General features: G+C 71.8%; 16 protein-coding genes. 5 read left to right on the forward strand and 11 right to left on the reverse strand.

The features are described 5' to 3' along the window. Window positions 1-50 precede the first annotated feature (50 nt). Window positions 51-287, reverse strand: coding sequence for a chaplin (locus ACFU3E_RS22540; RefSeq protein ID WP_384160957.1), 237 nt, complete (start codon window positions 285-287; stop codon window positions 51-53). Window positions 288-506: 219 nt separating this feature from the next. Between ACFU3E_RS22540 and ACFU3E_RS22545 the strand changes: the two genes are divergently transcribed. Then, window positions 507-713 carry a hypothetical protein gene (locus ACFU3E_RS22545; RefSeq protein WP_384160960.1) on the forward strand — a complete coding sequence of 69 codons (207 nt, stop codon included), beginning with the start codon at window positions 507-509 and terminating at the stop codon, window positions 711-713. A 92-nt stretch (window positions 714-805) separates the two neighbouring features. On the opposite strand, the gene ACFU3E_RS22550 is transcribed toward ACFU3E_RS22545, so the two are convergent. The 4 genes from ACFU3E_RS22550 to ACFU3E_RS22565 form a co-directional block, all read right to left on the reverse strand. Next, entirely contained in the window at window positions 806-1,297 is a 492-nt protein-coding gene (locus tag ACFU3E_RS22550) for a DUF5709 domain-containing protein (protein WP_384161179.1), read from the reverse strand. A gap of 336 nt (window positions 1,298-1,633) precedes the next feature. Continuing rightward, window positions 1,634-3,112 (reverse strand): hypothetical protein, encoded by a 1,479-nt coding sequence (locus ACFU3E_RS22555; RefSeq protein WP_384160962.1) that lies wholly within the window; start codon window positions 3,110-3,112, stop codon window positions 1,634-1,636. Between the two features lie 106 nt (window positions 3,113-3,218). Beyond that, complete coding sequence (locus ACFU3E_RS22560) at window positions 3,219-5,573, reverse strand: glycoside hydrolase family 65 protein (RefSeq protein WP_384160965.1); 2,355 nt, start codon at window positions 5,571-5,573, stop codon at window positions 3,219-3,221. Continuing rightward, a complete protein-coding gene (locus tag ACFU3E_RS22565) occupies window positions 5,570-6,307 on the reverse strand; it encodes a beta-phosphoglucomutase family hydrolase (protein ID WP_384160967.1) in 738 nt (245 codons plus the stop codon). Before ACFU3E_RS22565 ends, ACFU3E_RS22560 begins: the two co-directional genes overlap by 4 nt. Window positions 6,308-6,409: 102 nt before the next feature. On the opposite strand from ACFU3E_RS22565, the gene ACFU3E_RS22570 reads away from it, so the two are divergent. After that, window positions 6,410-7,066 (forward strand): nucleoside/nucleotide kinase family protein, encoded by a 657-nt coding sequence (locus tag ACFU3E_RS22570; RefSeq protein WP_384160970.1) that lies wholly within the window; start codon window positions 6,410-6,412, stop codon window positions 7,064-7,066. 130 nt (window positions 7,067-7,196) lie between these two features. Here ACFU3E_RS22570 and ACFU3E_RS22575 read toward each other — a convergent pair whose 3' ends face one another. From ACFU3E_RS22575 to ACFU3E_RS22595, 5 genes are all read right to left on the reverse strand, one after another. Next, entirely contained in the window at window positions 7,197-9,035 is a 1,839-nt protein-coding gene (locus tag ACFU3E_RS22575; RefSeq protein ID WP_384160973.1) for a hypothetical protein, read from the reverse strand. A gap of 2 nt (window positions 9,036-9,037) precedes the next feature. Then, on the reverse strand, window positions 9,038-9,937 hold the full coding sequence (locus ACFU3E_RS22580; RefSeq protein ID WP_384160976.1) for a carbohydrate ABC transporter permease: 900 nt from the start codon (window positions 9,935-9,937) through the stop codon (window positions 9,038-9,040). Further along, a complete protein-coding gene (locus ACFU3E_RS22585) occupies window positions 9,934-10,845 on the reverse strand; it encodes a carbohydrate ABC transporter permease (protein WP_384160980.1) in 912 nt (303 codons plus the stop codon). The genes ACFU3E_RS22580 and ACFU3E_RS22585 overlap by 4 nt, the downstream gene beginning before the upstream one ends. A gap of 124 nt (window positions 10,846-10,969) precedes the next feature. Then, the gene (locus ACFU3E_RS22590; protein WP_384160983.1) at window positions 10,970-12,292 is read right to left on the reverse strand and encodes an extracellular solute-binding protein; all 1,323 of its coding nucleotides are present in this window, start codon (window positions 12,290-12,292) and stop codon (window positions 10,970-10,972) included. 274 nt (window positions 12,293-12,566) lie between these two features. Continuing rightward, the gene (locus ACFU3E_RS22595; protein ID WP_384160987.1) at window positions 12,567-13,688 is read right to left on the reverse strand and encodes an ROK family protein; all 1,122 of its coding nucleotides are present in this window, start codon (window positions 13,686-13,688) and stop codon (window positions 12,567-12,569) included. Between the two features lie 238 nt (window positions 13,689-13,926). Between ACFU3E_RS22595 and ACFU3E_RS22600 the strand changes: the two genes are divergently transcribed. The 3 genes from ACFU3E_RS22600 to ACFU3E_RS22610 all read left to right on the forward strand — a co-directional run bounded on the left by ACFU3E_RS22600 (window position 13,927) and on the right by ACFU3E_RS22610 (window position 18,683). Next, window positions 13,927-14,826 (forward strand): N-acetylglucosamine kinase, encoded by a 900-nt coding sequence (locus tag ACFU3E_RS22600; protein ID WP_384160990.1) that lies wholly within the window; start codon window positions 13,927-13,929, stop codon window positions 14,824-14,826. Between the two features lie 224 nt (window positions 14,827-15,050). Next, entirely contained in the window at window positions 15,051-16,967 is a 1,917-nt protein-coding gene (locus ACFU3E_RS22605; protein WP_384160993.1) for a phosphatase PAP2 family protein, read from the forward strand. 36 nt (window positions 16,968-17,003) lie between these two features. Then, a complete protein-coding gene (locus ACFU3E_RS22610) occupies window positions 17,004-18,683 on the forward strand; it encodes an ArnT family glycosyltransferase (protein ID WP_384160996.1) in 1,680 nt (559 codons plus the stop codon). 19 nt (window positions 18,684-18,702) lie between these two features. Here the strand turns inward: ACFU3E_RS22610 and ACFU3E_RS22615 are convergent, their stop codons facing one another. Then, window positions 18,703-19,104, reverse strand: a complete 402-nt coding sequence (locus ACFU3E_RS22615) for a DUF3662 domain-containing protein (RefSeq protein WP_384160998.1) — start codon at window positions 19,102-19,104, stop codon at window positions 18,703-18,705. Between the last annotated feature and the right edge of the window lie 13 nt (window positions 19,105-19,117).

The raw sequence follows: 19,117 nt of genomic DNA on the forward strand, positions 1-19,117 counted from the left end.
GGCCAGCGATGCTTCGCGGGCCACCGCCGGCGGGCCGTACGACCGGTACGTCAGTCCTTGATCACGCACTTGTTGCCGAACGCGGGGTTGAGCAGCCCGATCACGTTGATCGAGTTACCGCAGACGTTGGCGTTGATGTCGATCGGGATCTGGATGACGTTGCCGGAGAGGACGCCGGGGCTGTCGGTGGCGATACCGACGGGGCCGTCGTTCGCGCTCGCCGTACCGGCGAAGGCCAGCAGGGCGGCACAGGCCAGGCCGGCCGCGGCAGTCACACGTGTGCGCATGGGTAAAGCTCCTGTCATTCGCAGGGACACGTGTCTCCACCGTGACCCGGGGTACGGCGACGCGACATCGGTGAGCGTCCGAACGGGGTGCCCGGGGTCCGGCGGGGCCGGGTTCGCGCTCTCCGGATGCACGCCGCGCTCCCGCGGGGAATGGTGATACCGGACCCGTTTTTCAGCACCGGGGCCGCACCAGCGATCCGGACCCTAGGAGCAGAGAACATGTCGACGTCAGAGCCCGCCGCATCCCGGCCGCCCGAGGACCGCGCCACCCCGGACCGCCTGCTCCACGCCCGCACCGGCACGGACGTGTCGCCGGAGGACCTCGTCCTCGCCTCGGGCAAGGACCTCACCCCGCACACCATCGAGTGGGCCAAGCGCAAGCTGGCTGCGGAGGGACCCGCCGCCCTCGAGAAGCTGCTGCCTTAGCCGGGGCACACGGAAGGCCACCGGCCCGGCGCGGATGCGTACGGGTCCGGTGGCCTGGCGCGTGCCGGCGTGACCTCACGCCGGCGGGCGGGTCACACCCCGCCGTCGTCCCCGGGCAGGGCGCTGTCGTCCTCCACCACGTGCACGGCGGCCTCCTCCGCGCCGGCCGCTCCGCCGTCGATTCCGACGTCGGTCGCGACGGTCTCCTTCGTGGTGTCGGCGTGGGCGCCCTCGTCCGGGGCGACCAGGCGGCCGGCGCGTTCGGTGCCCGCTTCGGGGTCCACCGGTTCGCCGTCGCTGTCCGGGGTGTCGCCGACGCCGTCCCCGGCGGGCTCGGCGGACACGTCGGGGACCTCCTGGGCCAGCCGTTCGTCGAGGGTCTCGCCCTCGTGCTGCTCGGCGGCGGTGGTGCCGCGCTTGGTGACGCCGAGGGGCTTCTCCGGCGGGGAGTAGCCCTCGTCGAGAGTGTCGTCGTACGTCCGTTCGTCGATGGCGTCCTGCAGGTCCAGCGGCGCGGCGTCCTCCTGCTCCTCGTTGGTCCCGGTGGGCTGGTACGCGTCGTCCGCCATCGGTTCGGGGCGCATCGGTTCCGTGCCCATCACTCCTGCCTTCCTGTCGCGCTGCTCGACTCGTTCGTCTCGCCTGTCCGTTCCGCGTTTCCCGTTACGCGGGCTCTAACCTCGGCGGATGTCGCCCTGCCGGGAGGCGCGCGAACGTCCTTCGGACCAGCATGCGGACGCCGTGGCCGTACACGGGCGCCGCGCAGGAGCAGCTCGTCACGTGGCGCAGGGGGCTGCGGCCAGGCGTGCGCACCTGACCGGAAACTCCGCGGTGCCGGCGGTCTTCCCCGGGGTGTCACGTCTCCGCGCCGGGTCCGGCTCCTGCCGGTGCCGGGCGACCGGGAAGCGCGGCGTTCGGCGTCAGGGCCCCGGTGCGACGCGGACGTCCAGGTCCGAGATCCGGTGGACGGGCCAGGAGCGGGCGTAGCGGGGCGGAGTGCCGCCGGCCGGTGCGAGGTGGGCGACCGGGAGACGGTCCGCGGTGCGCAGGATGCCGGCCGAGGTGATGTTCTCGTTGTTGCCCGACGTCGCCCCCGAGGAGCACCCGGTGTAGTAGCCGATGGGGATGGCCTCGTGACCGGTGAGCAGACAGGGCGGGCGGACACCGAGCCGGTGCAGTGAGCCGGCGGTGCGGCCCCAGTCGCGGCGGCTCTCGGTGTTGCGGGACACGGCGCCGTGCAGAACGGCGAGCTGCGCCGCGAGGTGCCCGGCCAGGCAGAGCGCGACGAGTGTGGCGGCCACCGGACGCCAGGTTCCGCGCGGGGTTCTGACCAGGTGCCACAGGGCGTCGGCGACCGGGATCGCGAGCAGCGCGTAGGCCGGCTGGAGGAAGCGCGGCGCCGCGTAGCCGATCATGAAGAGGTACGGCAGCGCGGCCGTGGTGGCGCAGGCCAGCGGGACCAGGGTCCGTTCCAGGCGCCCGGCCCGGGCCGCGACGACCAGCCCGAGGCCGGCCAGGACGGGCAGGGCGAACCACCACAGGGTGACCAGGGGGCTGGGCATCGACCCGGTGCACGGCCGGCACAGGGCCCGTCCGCCCAGGCTGCGCAGCTGGTCGTCGACGGCGATCTGCCATCCCAGTCCGCCCTGGATCCGGGAGGCCTCCGCCAGCCGCTCCCCCAGACCGCCGTGTCCGACGTACGCCTCGATCACCCACGGCACGGCACCGGCCGCGAGGCCTGCCGCGAGCACCAGCAGGAGTCGCCAGTGGCGGCGCACCACGGCGACGACGAGCAGCGGCACGGCCACGTAGACCGCGTCGGTCGGACGCATCCACGCCATGAGTGCGCCACCGGCCGCGAGACCCCGGAGGACCCCCGAGGCGGAACGTTCCGCCCGGGCCCGCAGGAAGCAGCCGACGCTGATCAGGGCCCCGATCGCGACCCAGTAGTTGGGCATGGCCTGCGGACCGTAGAAGAGGGTCATCCACAGGGACGCGAAGAGGGCCCCGCCGACGACCAGGACGCGGGTCGGGAACAGGCCCCGCCAGGCGCGCAGGGCCAGAAAGAGGGCCACGCCGGACAGCAGGGCGAGGTAGACGCGCAGCAGCGGGACGGACGACGACCAGGACGCGACGGGCGCGACCAGCAGCGAGACACCGCGGGAGCGGGGGGCGCTGAAGAAGGCAGCGGGGTGGTGGGAGGTGACCTGGCTGACGTAGACGATCTCGTCCCAGCCGAGGCCGAGCACCGGCCGGACGAGGAGGAGCTGCGCGAGGACGAAGACCGCGGCCAGCGCGGCGAGCGGCCGGCTGCCGCGCACCTTGCCGGTGGAACGCGACCCGGCCGCCTGTTCGCGTCTCCGCCTCCGAACGAGGATGGCGTTCGCGCCATCAGGCATGGACCGCCCCTTCACCCTGATCATCGGAAAATCCCGATCAAGCTAACCCGCGGGGCGGGTGCGTGCAGGGCGATACTCGGCCAAGTGCCTGACCCGGGGACGTGGGTCAGCGGGCGTTCGGGGCGCGGTGCGGGGGCCGGCCCGGGGCCGGGCGGCGGGTCAGCTCGGGAATGGGCAGGGAGGCGGGGGCGTCCTCGCCGACCGTCAGCTCGGTGCCGTGGTGCCGGAGGGTCAGGGGCATGCCGGAGTTCAGGGAGTACGTGGCCTGGCCGGCGGTCACTTCCACGCGCAGGCACCGGCCGAGGAAGCCCACCGTGAAGGCGAGCCGGCTGTACCGCTCGGGCAGGCGGGGCGCGAACCGCAGGGTGCCGTCGCTGCACCGCATGCCGCCGAACCCGGCGACCAGGGCCATCCAGGTACCGGCCAGCGAGGCGATGTGCAGTCCGTCGCGGGTGTTGTGCTCCAGGTCTCCGAGGTCCATCAGCGCGGCCTCGGCCGTGTAGTCGCCGGCCAGGTCGAGATGGCCGGCCCGGGCGGCCATGACGGCCTGGACGCAGGCGGACAGGGAGGAGTCGCGGACGGTCAGCGGCTCGTAGTAGGCGAAGTTGCGGGCGATCTGCTCCTCGTCGAAGTACTCCTCGAAGAAGCTGCCGCAGGTGTACATCGCCAGGACCAGGTCCGCCTGTTTGATGACCTGTTTGCGGTACAGGTCGAAGTAGGGGAAGTGCAGCATCAGGGGGTACTGGTCCGGGCCGGTCCGGTCGAAGTCCCAGCGCTGGTAGCGGGTGAAGCCGGCGTGCTGCTCGTGCACGCCGAGTTCCTCGTTGTAGGGGACGTTCATGGCCTCGGCGGCGTCCCGCCAGGCGGCCCGCTCCTCCTCGTCGGCGCCGAGCCGCGCGGCCTCGTCGGGGTGGCGTTTGCAGGCGTCGGCGGCGGCCAGCAGGTTCGCCCGGGCCATGAGGTTGGTGTACGTGTTGTCGTCGGCGATGGCGCTGTACTCGTCCGGACCGGTGACGCCGTCGATGTGGAAGGTGCCCCGGTCGTCGTGGTGGCCGAGGGAGCGCCACAGGCGCGCGGTCTCCACCAGCAGCTCCACGCCGACCTCGCGTTCGAAGGTCTCGTCGCCGGTGACGGCCACGTACCGCACGACGGCGTCGGCGATGTCGGCGCCCACGTGGAAGGCCGCCGTGCCGGCCGGCCAGTAGGCGGAGCCCTCCGAGCCGTCGATGGTGCGCCAGGGGAACGCGGCCCCGCGCAGGCCGAGTTGGGTGGCGCGTTCACGGGCCGCCGGCAGGGTGGCGAGGCGCCAGCGCAGGGCCTCGGCGGCGGACTTCGGCGCGGTGTAGGTCAGCAGCGGCAGCACGAACGCCTCGGTGTCCCAGAAAGCATGGCCGTCGTAACCGGAGCCGGTGAGGCCCTTGGACGGGATGGCGCGCTGTTCGGCGCGGGCGCCGGCCTGCAGGACGTGGAACAGGGCGAAGCGGACGGCCTGCTGTATCTCCGCGTCACCGTCTATCTCGACGTCGGCGCGCGCCCAGAACTCGTCGAGGCAGGCCCGCTGGTCCTCCAGGAGCCCCTGCCAGCCACTGTGCCCGGCCGCAGCGAGGGCCGCCTCGACCTGGTCGCTCATGGCGGGCCGGGAGCGGACGCCGGACCAGCCGTGCGCGACCAGCTTCTCCACGCGCAGCCGCTCCCCCGGTTCCAGCACGGAGGTGATGGTCAGCCGGGCCACGTCCACGTTGCTCTCGCTGCTCGTGGTGGTCCGTTCGGGACCGGTGACGGTGTGGTCGGCGGCCACGGCGACCCGGAGTCCGCTGCGGCGGGTGCGGTGGACCAGGCGCAGCCGGCTGCCCGAGGCGAGGTCCTCCTCCGGCTCCAGCGGCGACTTCAGCGCCTTGGCGGCACGCGGGTCGCCGTCCGGTTCGGGCAGGCTCTCGTTGGCGACGAGTTCCGACTGGACGACCACGCGGGTCCGGCTGTCGACGGGCTCCACCTCGTACGCCACGGCGGCTATCGCGCGCTGGGTGAGGGACACCAGCCGTGTGGAGCGCACCCGGACGGTGGAGCCGGCCGGCGAGGTCCATTCGCACACTCGCTCAAGGACTCCCCGCCGCAGGTCGAGGGTCCGCTCGTGGGTGACGAGCCGCCCGTAGCGCAGGTCGAACGGCTCGTCGTCGACCAGGAGCCGCAGCACCTTGCCGTTGGTGACGTTGATGGAGGTCTGGCCGGACTCCGGGTAGCCGTAGCCGGCCTCGGCGTAGGGCAGCGGGTGCAGTTCGTGGACGCCGTTGAGGTAGGAGCCGGGCAGGCCGTGCGGTTCGCCCTCGTCGAGGTTGCCGCGCCAGCCGATGTGGCCGTTGGACAGCGCGAAGACGGACTCGCCCTGGGCCAGGACGTCGAGGTTGAGTTCCGTCTCGCGTACGGTCCAGGGCTCGACGTCGTACGCCCGCTGCGTGATCACTCCGCGTCCCCCAGTTCGGCGAGGTCCTTCACCACGATGTCGGCGCCGTGCCGGTACAGCGCCTCGGTCTGCCCGACCCGGTCCACTCCGACGACGTACCCGAAGCGGCCCGCACGGCCCGCGTCCATGCCGGCCAGGGCGTCCTCGAAGACGGCCGCCGCGGACGGCTCGACACCGAGGTCCTCCGCGGCGGCCAGGAACGTGTCGGGGTGCGGCTTGCCGGGGAGCTTGCGCTCGGCGGCGACGACGCCGTCGATGCGTACGTCGAAGAAGTGCTCGGCGCCGATCGAGCGGAGCACGTCACGGCAGTTGGCGCTGGAGGAGACGATCGCGGTGCTGAGTCCGCGCGCGCGGACGGCCTCCAGATAGCGCAGGGTGCCGTCGTAGGCCTCCACCCCGTCGGTGCGGATCTTCTCCAGGACCAGCTCGTTCTTGCGGTTGCCCAGTCCGTGCACGGTCTCGGCCCCCGGCGGGTCGTCCGGGGCGCCGTCGGGCAGATCGATGCCGCGGGAGGCGAGGAAGGTGCGCACCCCGTCGGCGCGTGGTCGCCCGTCGACGTACTCGTCGTAGTCCGCCGCGTCGAACGGCCGGAAGTCCGCGCCGTCGCGCTCGCGCAGGAAGGCGTCGAACATCTCCTTCCAGGCGGCCGCGTGCACGACGGCCGTCTTGGTGACGACGCCGTCGAGGTCGAACAGACAGGCGTGGATGTCTTCGGGAAGACCGAGCTGCGTCATACAGGACCGGTTCCCCACCCGGCGATGTTCCAGTGAGTGGCGCACGCCACATGGGCCCGAGCACGCCAGTTCACACCGGGCGCGGGTGACACACTCTCCACTGTGCCGCTCACCTTCGACGACCTCGTCCTGCGCGCCCGTGCCCTCCCCCGGGGCGGCCGGCGCGCGATCCTCGGCATCGCGGGCAGCCCCGGCGCGGGCAAGTCGACACTCGCCGAGCATCTGGTGCGGAAGCTGAACGGCACCGGTGCCCCCTGGGTCGCGCACGTCCCCATGGACGGCTTCCACCTCGCCGACGCCGAACTGGAGCGACTCGGCCGGCGAGACCGCAAGGGCGCGCCCGACACCTTCGACGCGGCCGGGTACGCGGCGCTGCTGGGGCGGCTGCGCGAGGAGACGGACGACGACGTCGTGTACGCCCCCGGCTTCGAACGCGTCCTGGAACAGCCGGTCGCGGGCGCGATCCCGGTACCTCCGACCGCCCGGCTGGTCATCACCGAGGGCAACTACCTGCTCCTGACCACCGGTGCCTGGCCCCGCGTCCGCCCTCTCCTCGACGAGGTGTGGTTCTGCGAGGTGCCCGAACGCGAGCGCGTCCGCCGGCTGGTCACCCGCCACGAGGAGTTCGGCAAGACGCACGAGGAGGCGGTGGCCTGGGTGTCACGCTCGGACGAGCGGAACGCGGAACTGGTCGCGACGACCCGGGGGCGGGCCGACCTGGTGGTGCCCGAGTCGGCCCTGCCGCGTGGGGGGGCGTGAACATGACGCTGGACATCACGGTGCCGGCGGTCGACCGGGAGCGGCTGGAGAGGAAGCCGTTCGAGGACAGGTACACGCTGTTGATGGATGCAGCGGCCAGATCCCTGGGCGACAGGTCCGCAGGGCCGCCTCACCCGGACAGCGTGAGCTCCGGTTCCCCGGCGGCGTCCCCGGCCGGATCACCGATGACGGCCGTGAAGGCCTCGGTGCGGACCCTCAGGGCCGTACCGTCGCGCTCGAACGCCGGTGTGAAGGCGCTGTCGTGCGGGCCGTAGCGGACCGCGAAGACGTGCAGGTCCTCGGGGGCTCCGGGGGCGGGTTCGGCCTCCAGTGCCGTCGAGGCGACCAGGTGGCGCCAGCCCTCGTCGGGGTTGCCGTAGCCGCGGGGGTCGGCGGCCAGGGCGAAGGCGGCCCGCTCCTGCGTGAGGTCCGTGCGGGCGTCGAAGTGGTGCGGGTCGTCCGGGTCCGGGTGGGTCAGGCGCAGGTCACCGGCCGACGTCACCCGGGGTTCGGCGGTCCTGCGGACCCGGTCGCCGTCGTCGGCGGCGTACGGCAGGCCGGCCAGCAGGTACGGCGTGCCCGGGAGGCGTTCCACCGCGACCGTCGTCCACAGGGTCGTGCCGTCGGTGACGTACAGGGACCGGATGTGGCGCAGGACGTGGTCGCGGCCGACGACCGGCTTGGTGACCAGCTTCGCCCGCAGGCCCTCGGCCACCACGTCCCGGACACGGACCTCGCCCATCGGTCGGCACATCAGGAAGCCGTCGACGACCGGGCCGAAGCCGTGCTGGCGGTTCACCGCGGCCGGCAGGTAGTACGTGCCCGCCGCCTCGACCAGGGACGGGGTCATGCGGCTGTCGAAGGCCACCGACACCGAGCCCGCGCGGAGCTGGTGACGGGCCGGCGCCGCTGACGGGACCCGGTGCCAGCGCGTGGTGTCCTGGATCTGCCAGACCAGCATCCACGCGAAGTGGCCGTCGACCCCGCCGTCCGCTTTGCAGGCGTGCCGGGCCCAGCGGCCGTCTCCCCGGTAGCGGCCCAGGTCGGAGCCGATACGGGCGCCGAAGTAGCGCAGGCCCAGCACCGATTCGAAGGCGGAGTGCTGCTCGCTGTAGCGGGGGCCGCCGTTGTCGAAACCGCCGCTGGTGAGGCGGGCGTCGAGGTAGCGGGCGAGTGCGTCGCCGTCCTCGGCGAAGATCTCCTCGCCGCTGACCCGGTGGGCCTGGGCGAGGAAGGACAGGGAGATCGGGCCGTAGTTGTTGTCGTAGGCACCGCCGTGCTCGGGCGGAAGGAGGGCGCCGCGGTCGCGGACCCGGTGGGCGCGGATCTCGTCCTCGTACAGCCGCACCGCCTCCCGCCGCACCGACTCGACCTCGGCGGGCGGCAGATGCGGGGCCAGCATCAGGCCGCCGACGACGCAGCCGATGGCCTGGTTGCCGGCCTCCTGCGGGTTGAAGAACGTCACCTCCGTCAGCCAGCGCCAGTAGCCGTGCGCCACCGAGACGAGCCGCGTGCGCTGTGCGTCGTCGACGAGGCCGTCCGCCGCGTCCAGGACGTTGACCGCCTGAAGCAGGGCCCACACCGTGCTCGGCCAGTCACCGATGGGGTGCGCACCGGCCGCCAGGGTGTAACGGGCGTACGGGAGAGCGGAGTTGCGTACCCGGAGGTTTGGGTAGCCGGGGTTGTCCTCGGTGTACACCCGCTCGTCCAGGTGGAAGGCGAGGCTGCGGCGTACCGCGTCGGGCAGCCGGGGGTCCTTGCTCCGCTGCCAGGCGAGGGCCAGCAGCGACGTGACGCCGAGGGACGTGTCGCCGATGTCGTCGACGCAGTCGGGGTGTTCGAGGTTGCCCTCCGGGGTCATGCGGGCCAGGGCCTGCTCGGTGACCTCGGCGAGGACGGCGTCGTAGGCCTCCGGGGTGTCCGGCAGGTCGTGCAACGGGCCGCGCTGGTGGGGGAGGTGCGTGGGCACGGTCAGTCCTTCAGTCCGGCGTTGATGTCGGCGTTCATGACGTAACGCTGGAACACCAGGAAGACGAGGATCAGAGGGATCATGGAGATGACCGATCCGCCGAGCACCACCGACCAGTTGATGTTCTGCGCCCCGACGAGGCTCTGGATACCGATCTGCACGGTGAACTTCGCGGGGTCGTTGAGCATCAGCAGCGGCCAGATGTAGTCGTTCCACCGCCACTGGAACGACAGGATGGCGAGCGTCAGCATGATGGGCCGGGAGATCGGCACCATGATCCGCAGGAAGATCGACAGTTCGCGGGCGCCGTCGATGCGGGCGGCCTCGATGAGCTCGTCCGGGACCGTCAGGAAGAACTGGCGGAACATGAAGCATCCGGTCGCGGTGAGCAAGGCCGGGAAGATGATGCCTGCGAGCGAGTTGTAGAGGCCCAGGTCGCGGACCACCAGGAACTGCGGGGCGAGCATGACCTCGGACGGCAGCATCGTCGTGGCCAGGATGCCGATGAAGAACACCTTGAGCCACTTGTTGTCGTACTTGGCCAGCGCGTACCCCGTGCAGCAGCTGACTCCCACCGTGAGGATCGTCGCGATCACACACACGATGGCCGTGTTGATGAAGTACTGGGAGAAGTTGGCGCCGTTCCAGGCTGCCTTGTAGCCCGACAGGCTGGGGTCTTCCGGAAACAGCGTCAGCGAGGAGAACAAGTCTCCCGCCGGTTTGAAGGAGCTGAGGACGAACCACAGCACCGGAAACCCGTAGACGGCCGCCAGGACCCACAGCAGTGTCGTCGCGGGCACCGCGCGCCGCAGCCCACCGCCGGCCGCGCCGCGGGGCCGCTTCTTGGGAACAGCCCGTCCGGGCTCGGAGTCGACCGGGCGTGGCATGTCTGTGGTTGTCATCGGTTCTCCACCCGCCGGTTGACGATCAGCTGGATGATCGCGACGGCCATCAGGATGAGCATGAGCACGAACGACGCGGCGCTCGCGTAGCCGATCTGGCCCGATTTGAAGCCGGTCTGATAGATGTACTGAACAAGTAGATTGTTCGACGTTCCGGGTCCGCCGTTGTTGAGGGAGGCGAACAGCGGGTATTCCTTCATCGCGTGGATCGTGTTGAGCAGGATGACGATGAAGGAAGTGGGCGCGATGCTCGGCAGTGTGATGCTGACGAACTGGCGCCATGGCCCGGCGCCGTCGAGCGAGGCCGCCTCGTAGTACGACGCCGGTACGTTCTTGATCGCCGCGATGAACAGCAGCATCGAGAAGCCCGTCCAGGCCCAGGACGCCGCCGCCACCACCACCATCAGCGACAGGTCCGCGTTCGACTGCCACGGAACGGCACTTCCGCCGAGCGTCTCGATGACGTGGTTGACCAGTCCGAAGTTCTCACCGAACAGCCACCGCCACAGGACACCCACGACGATGGGCGACAGAAGCCACGGAATGAAGAAGAAGACGCGGGCGACCGACACGCCCTTGGCGTGCTTGCTCACCAGCACGTTGGCGATGAGCAGCGAGAACACGAAGTTCAGCGGAACGAAGAGCACGGTGTACAGCAGCGTCCGGGTCAGCGCGCTGAAGAAGGTGGAGTCCCCGAACAGGTTCTGGTAGTTGTCCAGTCCGACGAACTGGAACGCCCCTACGCCCGTGTAGTTCGTGAAGGAGTAGACGAGCCCGATCACCGCCGGCCAGACGAAGAACAGCGCGAAGAGCACGGCGTTGGCCGCGATGAGGACGAGCGGCGCAAGGGTGTACTTACTGCGGCTCCTGGGCGGGCTCGCGGACACGTCCGGGGCGCGTTTGGTCATCTTCCTGACTCCGTGCTGGTGGAATGGGTTCCGGTGGGCTCAGGCCATGAGCCCGGCATCGCGTGGGTTCCCGAGGCCGGGCGGCGGTGTCTCGACTCCGCCGCCCGGGCCTGTCGGCCTGCGCTCAGCCGCCGACCTGCTGGTTGTAGCCGGCCACGATGTTGTCCAGCGCCTTGTCGACCGACTGCTGGCCGTTGATCGCCTTGCCGAGTTCCGTCTTGGTCGGGTCCTCGGTGAGGCTCTTGCCCTTCAGCACCCAGTTCGTCTGCGCGGTGTTGAAGTAGCCGGAGATCGGGGCGTACAGCGGGATCGACTCGTTGTACAGCTTGAACGCCGCCTGCGCCGCATCGGACTTGAAGGGGTACTTCGGGTTCAGACCGCTCTCGACGGGCAGGAACCCGGACGCCTCGCACAGCGCCTGGTAGTGGGCCGGCTCGTACAGCCAGGACAAGAACTTCGTCGCGGCGGCGGCCGCGTCGGCGTTGTTGTTGAAGCCCACCGTCATGCCGCCGCTGTTGACGTCGCTGGCCTGCACCGGCTCGGCGGGAGTCGGGACGCTCGCCCAGTCGAACTTCGTGATGCTCTCCGCGAAGGCGGGCACCTGCCACACGCCGGACCAGTAGGCGACCACGTCACCGCTCTGGAACATGGCCGACGGGTCGGCGCCGCTGGTCCACACCGACTTCGGCATGGTCTTGTCGTCGTTCATCTCGACGAAGCGCTTCACGGCCTTCTTGGTCGCGGCGTCCACCGAGAACTTGCCGGAGGAGTCCGCGTGGACGTACTTCCCGCCGAGCTCGTACACCATGGCGCGGAGCCGGGAGGGCGACTGGTCGAACGTGAGGGAGTACTTGGCGCCGGTCTTCTCCCGGACCTCGTCCGCCGCCTTGATGAATTCGGTCCAGGTCCAGGTCTTCTGGGGCGAGGCCGGGACGGAGACGCCGGCCTTCTTGAACAGCGTCTCGTTGATGAACAGGCCGGACGCGGTGACGTCCGAGGGGATGGACAGCACCTTCCCGGACGAGTCCTTGGCGATGAAGTTCTTGTTGATCTTGTTGCTCTTCTTGTTGGCGATGGAGCCGAGGTCGATCAGCTTGTTCGCCCAGATCGGGTCCAGCTTCGGAACCGCCGCCACGTCGGGCAGGGAGTTCGCCTGCGCGGCGTTGCGCAGCTTCGCGTCGTAGCCGTCGTAGGGGATGTTGACGAGCTTGACCTTGACGCCGGTTTCCTTCTTGTACTGCGCCACCATCTTCTTCCAGCCCGCGTCCTGCCCCGGAACCGTGGAGATCCAGAACGTCAGCGACTTGGAGGTCCCGCCCGAGCCGGATTCCGACCCGCAGGCGGAGAGCAGGAGGGCACCCGCCGTGGCCACGGCCGCGAGGGGAACTACGCGGCGTATGCCGCCGCGGCCGAGCCGGCGCGAGCGCCGCACACCCAGACTGGTCATCTTCAATCCCTTTTCGTCGTAGCGGAAGAAGCACGGCGCCAGCCGAGGCGGCACGGGTGCATTTTGCAGGAAATTTCGCTTTCCGGGGGCACGGCCTCGCCCAGCCGCGTCGCCTTGACGGGTGGCGTCCCCGGCCATGACGGCCGGCACCGCACAAGCACGCCCTCGTGCGGCTGCCGTACTTCACGTACGGGCGGGAGGCTCACCCGGAGTCGGCGTCCCGGCCGACTCAGAAAGCGCTTGTCCGGACATTGGCAGACCGATGGCGCAGCCGTCAATGCTTCGCCCGCACAGCTCCGGTCACGGTTTGAATTCCATGGGCGACCGCGAGCCTGCTGGCGCCCGCCACCGTGCCGGTGTCGCCCACCACGCTGCTGACCACCTCGGTGGGCCAGCTCAGCCGGGCCAGCTCGGCCCGCACCCCGGGCAGGAGCTGCGGATCCGCGCCGGTGCCGCCGCCCAGCACGATCAGGCCGGGGTCCAGTACGGCCGCGACGGCGGCGCCGAGCCGGCCCACGTCCGCGGCGTGCGCGTCGATCACGGACCGGGCCGTGGCATGCCCCTGCCCGGCCAGGGAGAGGAGCCGCTCGGCGGTGCGCGGGCAGGGGCCGTCGGTCGCCCGCCAGGCCTCGGCCGCCCTGCGCAGCAGCGTGCGCGATCCCATGCGCTGCTCCAGGCCCTCGTGGCGCGGGGCGTGGCTCTCGTCCCAGGGGTAGGGCAGCCGGGCGACCTCACCGGCGGCCCCGTTCGCACCGCGCAGCACCCGGCCGCCGATGACGACGGCGAGACCGATGCCTACGCCGATGCGCAGGTAGCCGAAGGTGTCGCGGCCGACGGCGGCCCCTTCGTGCAGCTCGGCCAGGGCGGCGCAGTTGACGTTGTTCTCCAGGTGGACGGGCACGCCCTCGGGCAGCGCGACGGCCATGGCGTCGAAGACGGGGCCGGCCTTGGCGGTCGCGGGGCGTTCCCCGGCGCCCTCGCCGTCGCGGATGGTGACATCACCGACGGCGACGACGACGGCCCGCAGCGGGGCCCCGGCGGGCAGCGCGTCGAGGACCTTGCGGACGGTGCCGGCGGCCTCCTGCCGGGAGCCGGTGCCCTCGGCGAGCAGCGTGCCGTCCAGGGCGCAACTGCGCACCCGGGTCTTGGCGGGGCCCAGGTCGACGGCCAGCACGGCGCCGGCGGCCGGGCCGAGCCGGTAGACGGCGGCGCTGCGGCCGGTGCCGCCGGAGGCCCGCCCGGAGTGGGCGGCGAGCTCGACGGCCTCGAGTTCGGCCACGGCGGTGGAGACGGTCGGCTTGGAAAGGCCCGCACCGGCCGCCAGCTGGGGGCGGGTGGCCGTACCCGTCCCGGCCAGTACGTCGAACACCACACGGGCACTCTCACTCAGGTGCATGGTCTCCCCAGGTCGTGCAGCGGCCGAGCAGGGCGGCCGCGAGAGTCGCGCGGCATCGGGAATTCCGTGCCTCTTGACGCACCCTACTTCGTTAGTTAACTTCCTAACGAACTTCACGGTACTCGCCTGCCGTGTTCCGCAGAAGCCCGTCCCGGGGCTTCCCTACCTCTTCAACTGCCGTGGTCCGACGCGCGGTTCGCCTGCCGTCGCCGTGCCGCGCAACGACGAAAGAGGACCCGTGCAGGACTCCACGCCTTACGCGGTCGGTATCGACGTGGGCGGCACCAAGACGCATCTGCGCGCCTTCGCGGGCGACGAGGACACCGTCGACCGTGTGCGCAGCAGTACGGGGTGGCGACCGCACGACCCCGAGGCCGCCGCCGACTGGCTGGCCGCTCTGGTCGCCGACGCCCTGCCGTCTCATGTACGACCGTCCGCGCTCGCCGTGGGCGGTCACGCCTGCGAGACGCCACGCCAGTGCGCGGGCATCCGGACCGCCCTTCAGGAGCGGCTCGGGGTGCCCGCGCTCGTCGTGGGCGATGCCGAACTGCTCGTACCGGCCGCGGGGCTGGACAAGGGCGTCGGTCTGGTCGCCGGTACCGGTTCGGTCGCGGTGGGGCGGCTGCCCGACGGCGCCGCGGTCCAGGTGGGCGGCTGGGGCGCGGTGCTCGGCGACGAGGGCGGCGCGGCCGGCCTCGTCCGTGAGGCCGCGCGGGCCGTCTGGGCCGCGCACGACCGCGGCGAGGAGCCCGACGCACTGGCGGCCGGCCTGGTCGCCGCGTTCGGGGTCGCCGAGGTACCCGCGCTCGGCGCGGCCCTGGAGGCCGCCGCGGACGTCTCCGCCGAGTGGGGCCGCCGCTCCCCCGCCGTGTTCGCCGCCGCCGAGGCGGGCTCGCCGCTCGCCCGGACCGTGATCGCCGACGGCGGCCGCGCACTCGCCGGGCTCGTCGCTCGGCTCGCCGTGCGCGGGGTCCCGGTGGACGACGTGGTGGTGGCGGGCGGCACGGTGCTCGCCCAGCCCGCGCTGTACGAGGCGTTCACCTCCGCCCTCGCCGAGTCCCTGCCCGGGGCCCGGCCGCAGCGGCTGCGGGTGCCGCCGGTCGAGGGCGCGCTGGCCCTGGCCCGTTCGCTTCTGTGAGCCGGGCTGCCGCCGTTCACCTTCCGGCCACCGGCCGGTGGCCGACCTCTCTCCGAGGGGTCACCACACGGCCGTAGATCTTCGCTCGTACGCAACAGGTGCCACAGAAGTCGCCAGAGGCACCAGAAGTCGCACATGCCGCATCACCTCCCCGGCCGCACGGCCGAAGCACCGTCGCGCAACGCCACGTCACCTCCCTCGCAGAACTCCAGAGAGGCACACTCATGCCGTCATCAGCCGGGCACCGCTCCCCCGCCACCGTCGACAGGCGGGGCTTCCTCAGGACCTCCCTCGGTGCCTCGGCGGCCCTGCTCGCCGCACCGACCGTCGCCACGTGGCTCGGCGCCGCGGACGCCAAGGCCGCAACGGGCTTCGCCGCGTTCGTCGACGACTACAAGTCGAACGTCCTCACCAACCTGACCCCGGAGACCAACGCAGTCGTCCGGGTCCTGAGCGGTATGTCGAAGGTATGGAAGACCGGCGACGCCTGGAACACGGGCCGGGTCCTGGACCGCGAGGTGCTGCGCGCCAACATGCGCTACTGCGCCCGCCTCACGCAGGCCCGCACCGAGGCGCAGGCGAAGGAGGCCTTCCTCTACGACCGCCAGCACCAGAGCTACGCGATGATCGCCGGTCTCGGTCCGCTGGCCGAGCTCTACAAGGAGGGCGCCAAGGCGGTCACGTCGATCACCACCGCCCCGGACGGCACACCTGACGGGAAGATCCACGACACCCTGCCCGCCGACGCCCCGGCCGGATCCGCCATCGGGGCGGGCTCGTACGACTCGGACCTCGGCCAGGTGGCCAAGCTGGTCGACACCGTGCGCGGGCCGTTCGCCTCGGGCAACCCGGGCAAGTTCGCCTTCCAGTACCCGCGTCCGTGGCGGATGAACGAGGACAGCGAGGTCGTCGACACCGGGAAGAAGGACGCGCTGGGCTACCCGGTGTACGACTCGGACGTCGTCGTCGCCCCGCAGCTGCTGCGTCAGCGCTCGGAGAACGCGCAGGAGGACGGCGGCTTCCCCAGCGGCCACACCAACGCCTTCCACCTGGCCGGTCTGGCCTTCGCGTACGCGGTGCCGGAGCGGTTCCAGGAGCTGGTGACGCGGACGTTCGAGCTGAGCCACACCCGGATCATGGCGGGCATGCACTCCCCCGTCGACGTCATCGGCGGCCGGATCATGGCCACCGCCCTGACGGCCGCGGCCCTGGCCGACCCGGCGAACGCGGAGCTCAAGGCCGCGGCCCGTGCCCAGGCCCTCGCGTACTTCACGCAGCGGACCGGCACGACGGCGGACACGCTGTACGGCTGGGCCCACCCGGGCGCCGGGGACGCCTACGCCGACCGCGAGGCCAACGCCCGTGCGGTCGGGTCCCGTTTGACGTACATCCTGCCGCGCCGCGGCCGCAAGGACCCGCTCACCGTGCCCAAGGGCGCGGAGGTGCTGCTGGAGACGCGGCTTCCCTACCTGACCGCGGCCCAGCGGCGCGAGGTGCTGCGGACGACCGCCCTGCCCTCCGGCTACGTCCTGCTGGACGGCTTCGAGCAGTGGGGCCGGCTGAACCTCTTCGCCGCGGCGGACGGTTACGGCGCCTTCGACCGGGACGTCACCGTGACGCTGGACGCGGCGGCCGGTGGCTTCCACACGGCCGACAGCTGGCGCAACGACATCGAGGGCGACGGGGGTCTGACCAAGCGCGGCTCGGGCACCCTCACCCTGACGGGCCACAACCGCTACCAGGGCGGGACCGTTCTGGAGGCCGGCACGCTGGTCGCCGCGTCGCCGGGCGCCCTGGGCGAGGGTGACGTCCGGATCACGGGCGGCACGCTGCGCGCGGACAAGGTGCTGCGGGTGCGCGGCTCCTACGTCCAGGACTGCGAGTCGACGCTGGAACTGCTGCTGCGCCGGCACCGCGGCCCGGCCCTCACGGTGGACCGGCGGGTTCTGCTGGGCCGGGGCAGCGTGCTGTCGCTGCGGCTCGGCGCCGAGCGGCCGCCGGTCGCGGGGACGACCGTTCCCGTCCTGTCCGCCGGGCAGCTGCGTGGCCGCTTCGACCGTGTCGAGCTGGACTCGGAGACGCTGCGGGCCGTGCCCGTCCACACGGCTGACGGTCTGTCGGTGCGACTCGTGAGGCGGTAGCGCTTTCTACGGCGGGGGCTGATGCAGAGTGGGTCCATGAGGGACCTCTGGATCGCTCCCGCCGTTCCCCGGCCGGTGTCGCTCCCGCCCCCGGCACCGGCGCACGCCGCACGCCGGCCCGGCAGACGCCGGCCCGGCAGACGGTGGCCGGTGCCGCTCCTGGTGGCCGTGCTGCTCGCCCAGATGGCCTTCGCGATGGTCACGACCGCGGTGCGGCAGACCCCGACGATCGACGAACCCGTGTACGTGGGCACGGCCGTGGAGTACGTGCACGAGCACCGGCTGCGGCACAACCCCGAGCATCCGCCGCTCGGCAAGCTGGTCATCGGCGCGGGGGTGGCCCTCGCGGATCCGCACGTCGATCCCGCCTTCGCCGGGGACCAGGGGCAGTTGGGCCGGCATCTGCTGTACGAGTCGGGGAACGATCCGTGGCGGCTGATGCTGTGGGCCCGCCTTCCGGTGATCGCGCTGACCCTGTCCTTCGGGCTGGTGGTGTTCGCCTTCGCCCGTGAACTGGCCGGGCCCGCCGCGGGGTCGGTCGCACTCGCGCTGTACTGCTTCTCCCCCGACGTCATCGCCCACGGCTCGCTCGCCACGCTCGACGTGCCGGCCGCCGGGTTCGTACTGACGTCGGCGTGGCTGATGTGGCGGGCGCGCCGGAGACCGCGGCTGTACGCGCCGCTCGCGGGAGTGGCGCTGGGCGCCGCGCTGGCTACGAAGATAAGTACGTTGCCCGCCGTACCGGTGCTGATGGTGCTGGCCGCGGTGTCCGTGTGGCGTGCGTCCGGGGGCAGCCGGCGCCGGGCCGTGGCGGCGGCCGGCGGTGTGGCGCTGGTCGCGGTCGCCGTCGTGTGGGTCACGTATCTGATGGTCGATCCGCGGCTGCGCTGGACTCCGGAGCAGCATGTGCCGGTGGTGCGCGGGATGCGGGGGCTGCTGGTCGGGATGATGCCGTTCCCGGAGGCCTACCGGGACGGGATGCGCGTGCAGTTCGGGCTGGAGAACCGGCTCTGGCAGGGCTTTCTGTTCGGGCGGCTCTACGACGGCTCACTCTGGTACTACCTGCCGGCCGCGCTGCTGGTGAAGACGCCGCTGGGGCTGCTCGCGCTGTGGGCCGGGGGCGCCGCGGCCGTTGTCGCGGTCCGGCGGCTGCGGCCTGCCGCACCCTATGTGCTCGGCGCTCCCCTGGTACTGCTGGCGGCGGCCATGCAGGGGGCACGGGACTTCGGGACCCGGTACGCCGTGTTCCTGCCGCTGTTCCTCGCGGTCGCGGCGGGATGCGTGCTCCTGGTGCGGCGGCGGTGGGTGACCGTGGGGGCGGCCGTGCTGGTGGCCTTGGCCGCCGTCAGTTCGGCGCGGGCGTATCCCTGGTATCTGCCGTACTCCAACGAGGCGTTCGGGGGGCCGGGCAGGACCCGGGAGTGGCTGCACGACTCGAACGTGGACTGGGGCCAGGACCTCGGACGGCTCGCGGACCGGCTGCGTGAGCGGTACCCGGGCGAGCGGGTGTGGCTCGTGTACAAGGGCAGTGGCGTGCCGTCCTTCTACGGCATCGAGGCCTCGGACCCTCGGCGGGTGCCGGTCCGTGAGGTGCGGGGGCTGCTGGCGGTGTCGGACTCGGCCGCCGCCAAGGCCACGGGGCGGCTGGCAGAGTTGATCGGCAGCAGCCGCCCCGTGGACGACGTCGGCCACTCGATCACGCTGTATCGCCGTTGAGTGCCGTGGCGCGCGCAGGTCAGTGGGTGGCGTAGAAGAACCCGTCCGCGCTCACGTGGGGCATGACCCTTCCGGCCACCCGGTAGCGGCCGTTGGGCACGTCGGGGCACCTCGCCACGTGGATCGCCGGCGGGCCGGCGAATTCGTAGCCGCGGCGTTCCGCGTGGCGGCACAGGCTGTCGGTGAGGGCCTGGCCCACATCGGTGCCGGAGCGGGTCAGATGGTCGTGCACGTCGTCGGGCAGCTCCACGTCGTAGGCGTTGGGGACCATGACGCGGCCCTCACCGCACACGACGGCGTTGTCGTCGCACTCGCGCCGCAGGGCGTCGAGGACCTCGACCGGTTCCTTGCCGAGGAGCCGCGCCCACAGCGCGTCCAGGCGGTTCTCCAGGGTCTGTTCCAGCGCACTCAGCGCACTCATGCCGTCTCACCTG

Origin of the sequence: Streptomyces sp. NPDC057424, assembly GCF_042803315.1 — a bacterium.
Taxonomy (GTDB): Bacteria; Actinomycetota; Actinomycetes; order Streptomycetales; family Streptomycetaceae; genus Streptomyces.

What these genes read in the sequence shown, in the direction of transcription:
- ACFU3E_RS22540 (WP_384160957.1), bottom strand. Translation starts at nt 287, where the DNA reads ATGCGCACACGTGTGACTGCCGCGGCCGGCCTGGCCTGTGCCGCCCTG.
- ACFU3E_RS22545 (WP_384160960.1), top strand. Translation starts at nt 507, where the DNA reads ATGTCGACGTCAGAGCCCGCCGCATCCCGGCCGCCCGAGGACCGCGCC.
- ACFU3E_RS22550 (WP_384161179.1), bottom strand. Translation starts at nt 1,297, where the DNA reads ATGCGCCCCGAACCGATGGCGGACGACGCGTACCAGCCCACCGGGACC.
- ACFU3E_RS22555 (WP_384160962.1), bottom strand. Translation starts at nt 3,112, where the DNA reads ATGCCTGATGGCGCGAACGCCATCCTCGTTCGGAGGCGGAGACGCGAA.
- ACFU3E_RS22565 (WP_384160967.1), bottom strand. Translation starts at nt 6,307, where the DNA reads ATGACGCAGCTCGGTCTTCCCGAAGACATCCACGCCTGTCTGTTCGAC.
- ACFU3E_RS22580 (WP_384160976.1), bottom strand. Translation starts at nt 9,937, where the DNA reads ATGACAACCACAGACATGCCACGCCCGGTCGACTCCGAGCCCGGACGG.
- ACFU3E_RS22585 (WP_384160980.1), bottom strand. Translation starts at nt 10,845, where the DNA reads ATGACCAAACGCGCCCCGGACGTGTCCGCGAGCCCGCCCAGGAGCCGC.
- ACFU3E_RS22590 (WP_384160983.1), bottom strand. Translation starts at nt 12,292, where the DNA reads ATGACCAGTCTGGGTGTGCGGCGCTCGCGCCGGCTCGGCCGCGGCGGC.
- ACFU3E_RS22595 (WP_384160987.1), bottom strand. Translation starts at nt 13,688, where the DNA reads ATGCACCTGAGTGAGAGTGCCCGTGTGGTGTTCGACGTACTGGCCGGG.
- ACFU3E_RS22605 (WP_384160993.1), top strand. Translation starts at nt 15,051, where the DNA reads ATGCCGTCATCAGCCGGGCACCGCTCCCCCGCCACCGTCGACAGGCGG.
- ACFU3E_RS22610 (WP_384160996.1), top strand. Translation starts at nt 17,004, where the DNA reads ATGAGGGACCTCTGGATCGCTCCCGCCGTTCCCCGGCCGGTGTCGCTC.
- ACFU3E_RS22615 (WP_384160998.1), bottom strand. Translation starts at nt 19,104, where the DNA reads ATGAGTGCGCTGAGTGCGCTGGAACAGACCCTGGAGAACCGCCTGGAC.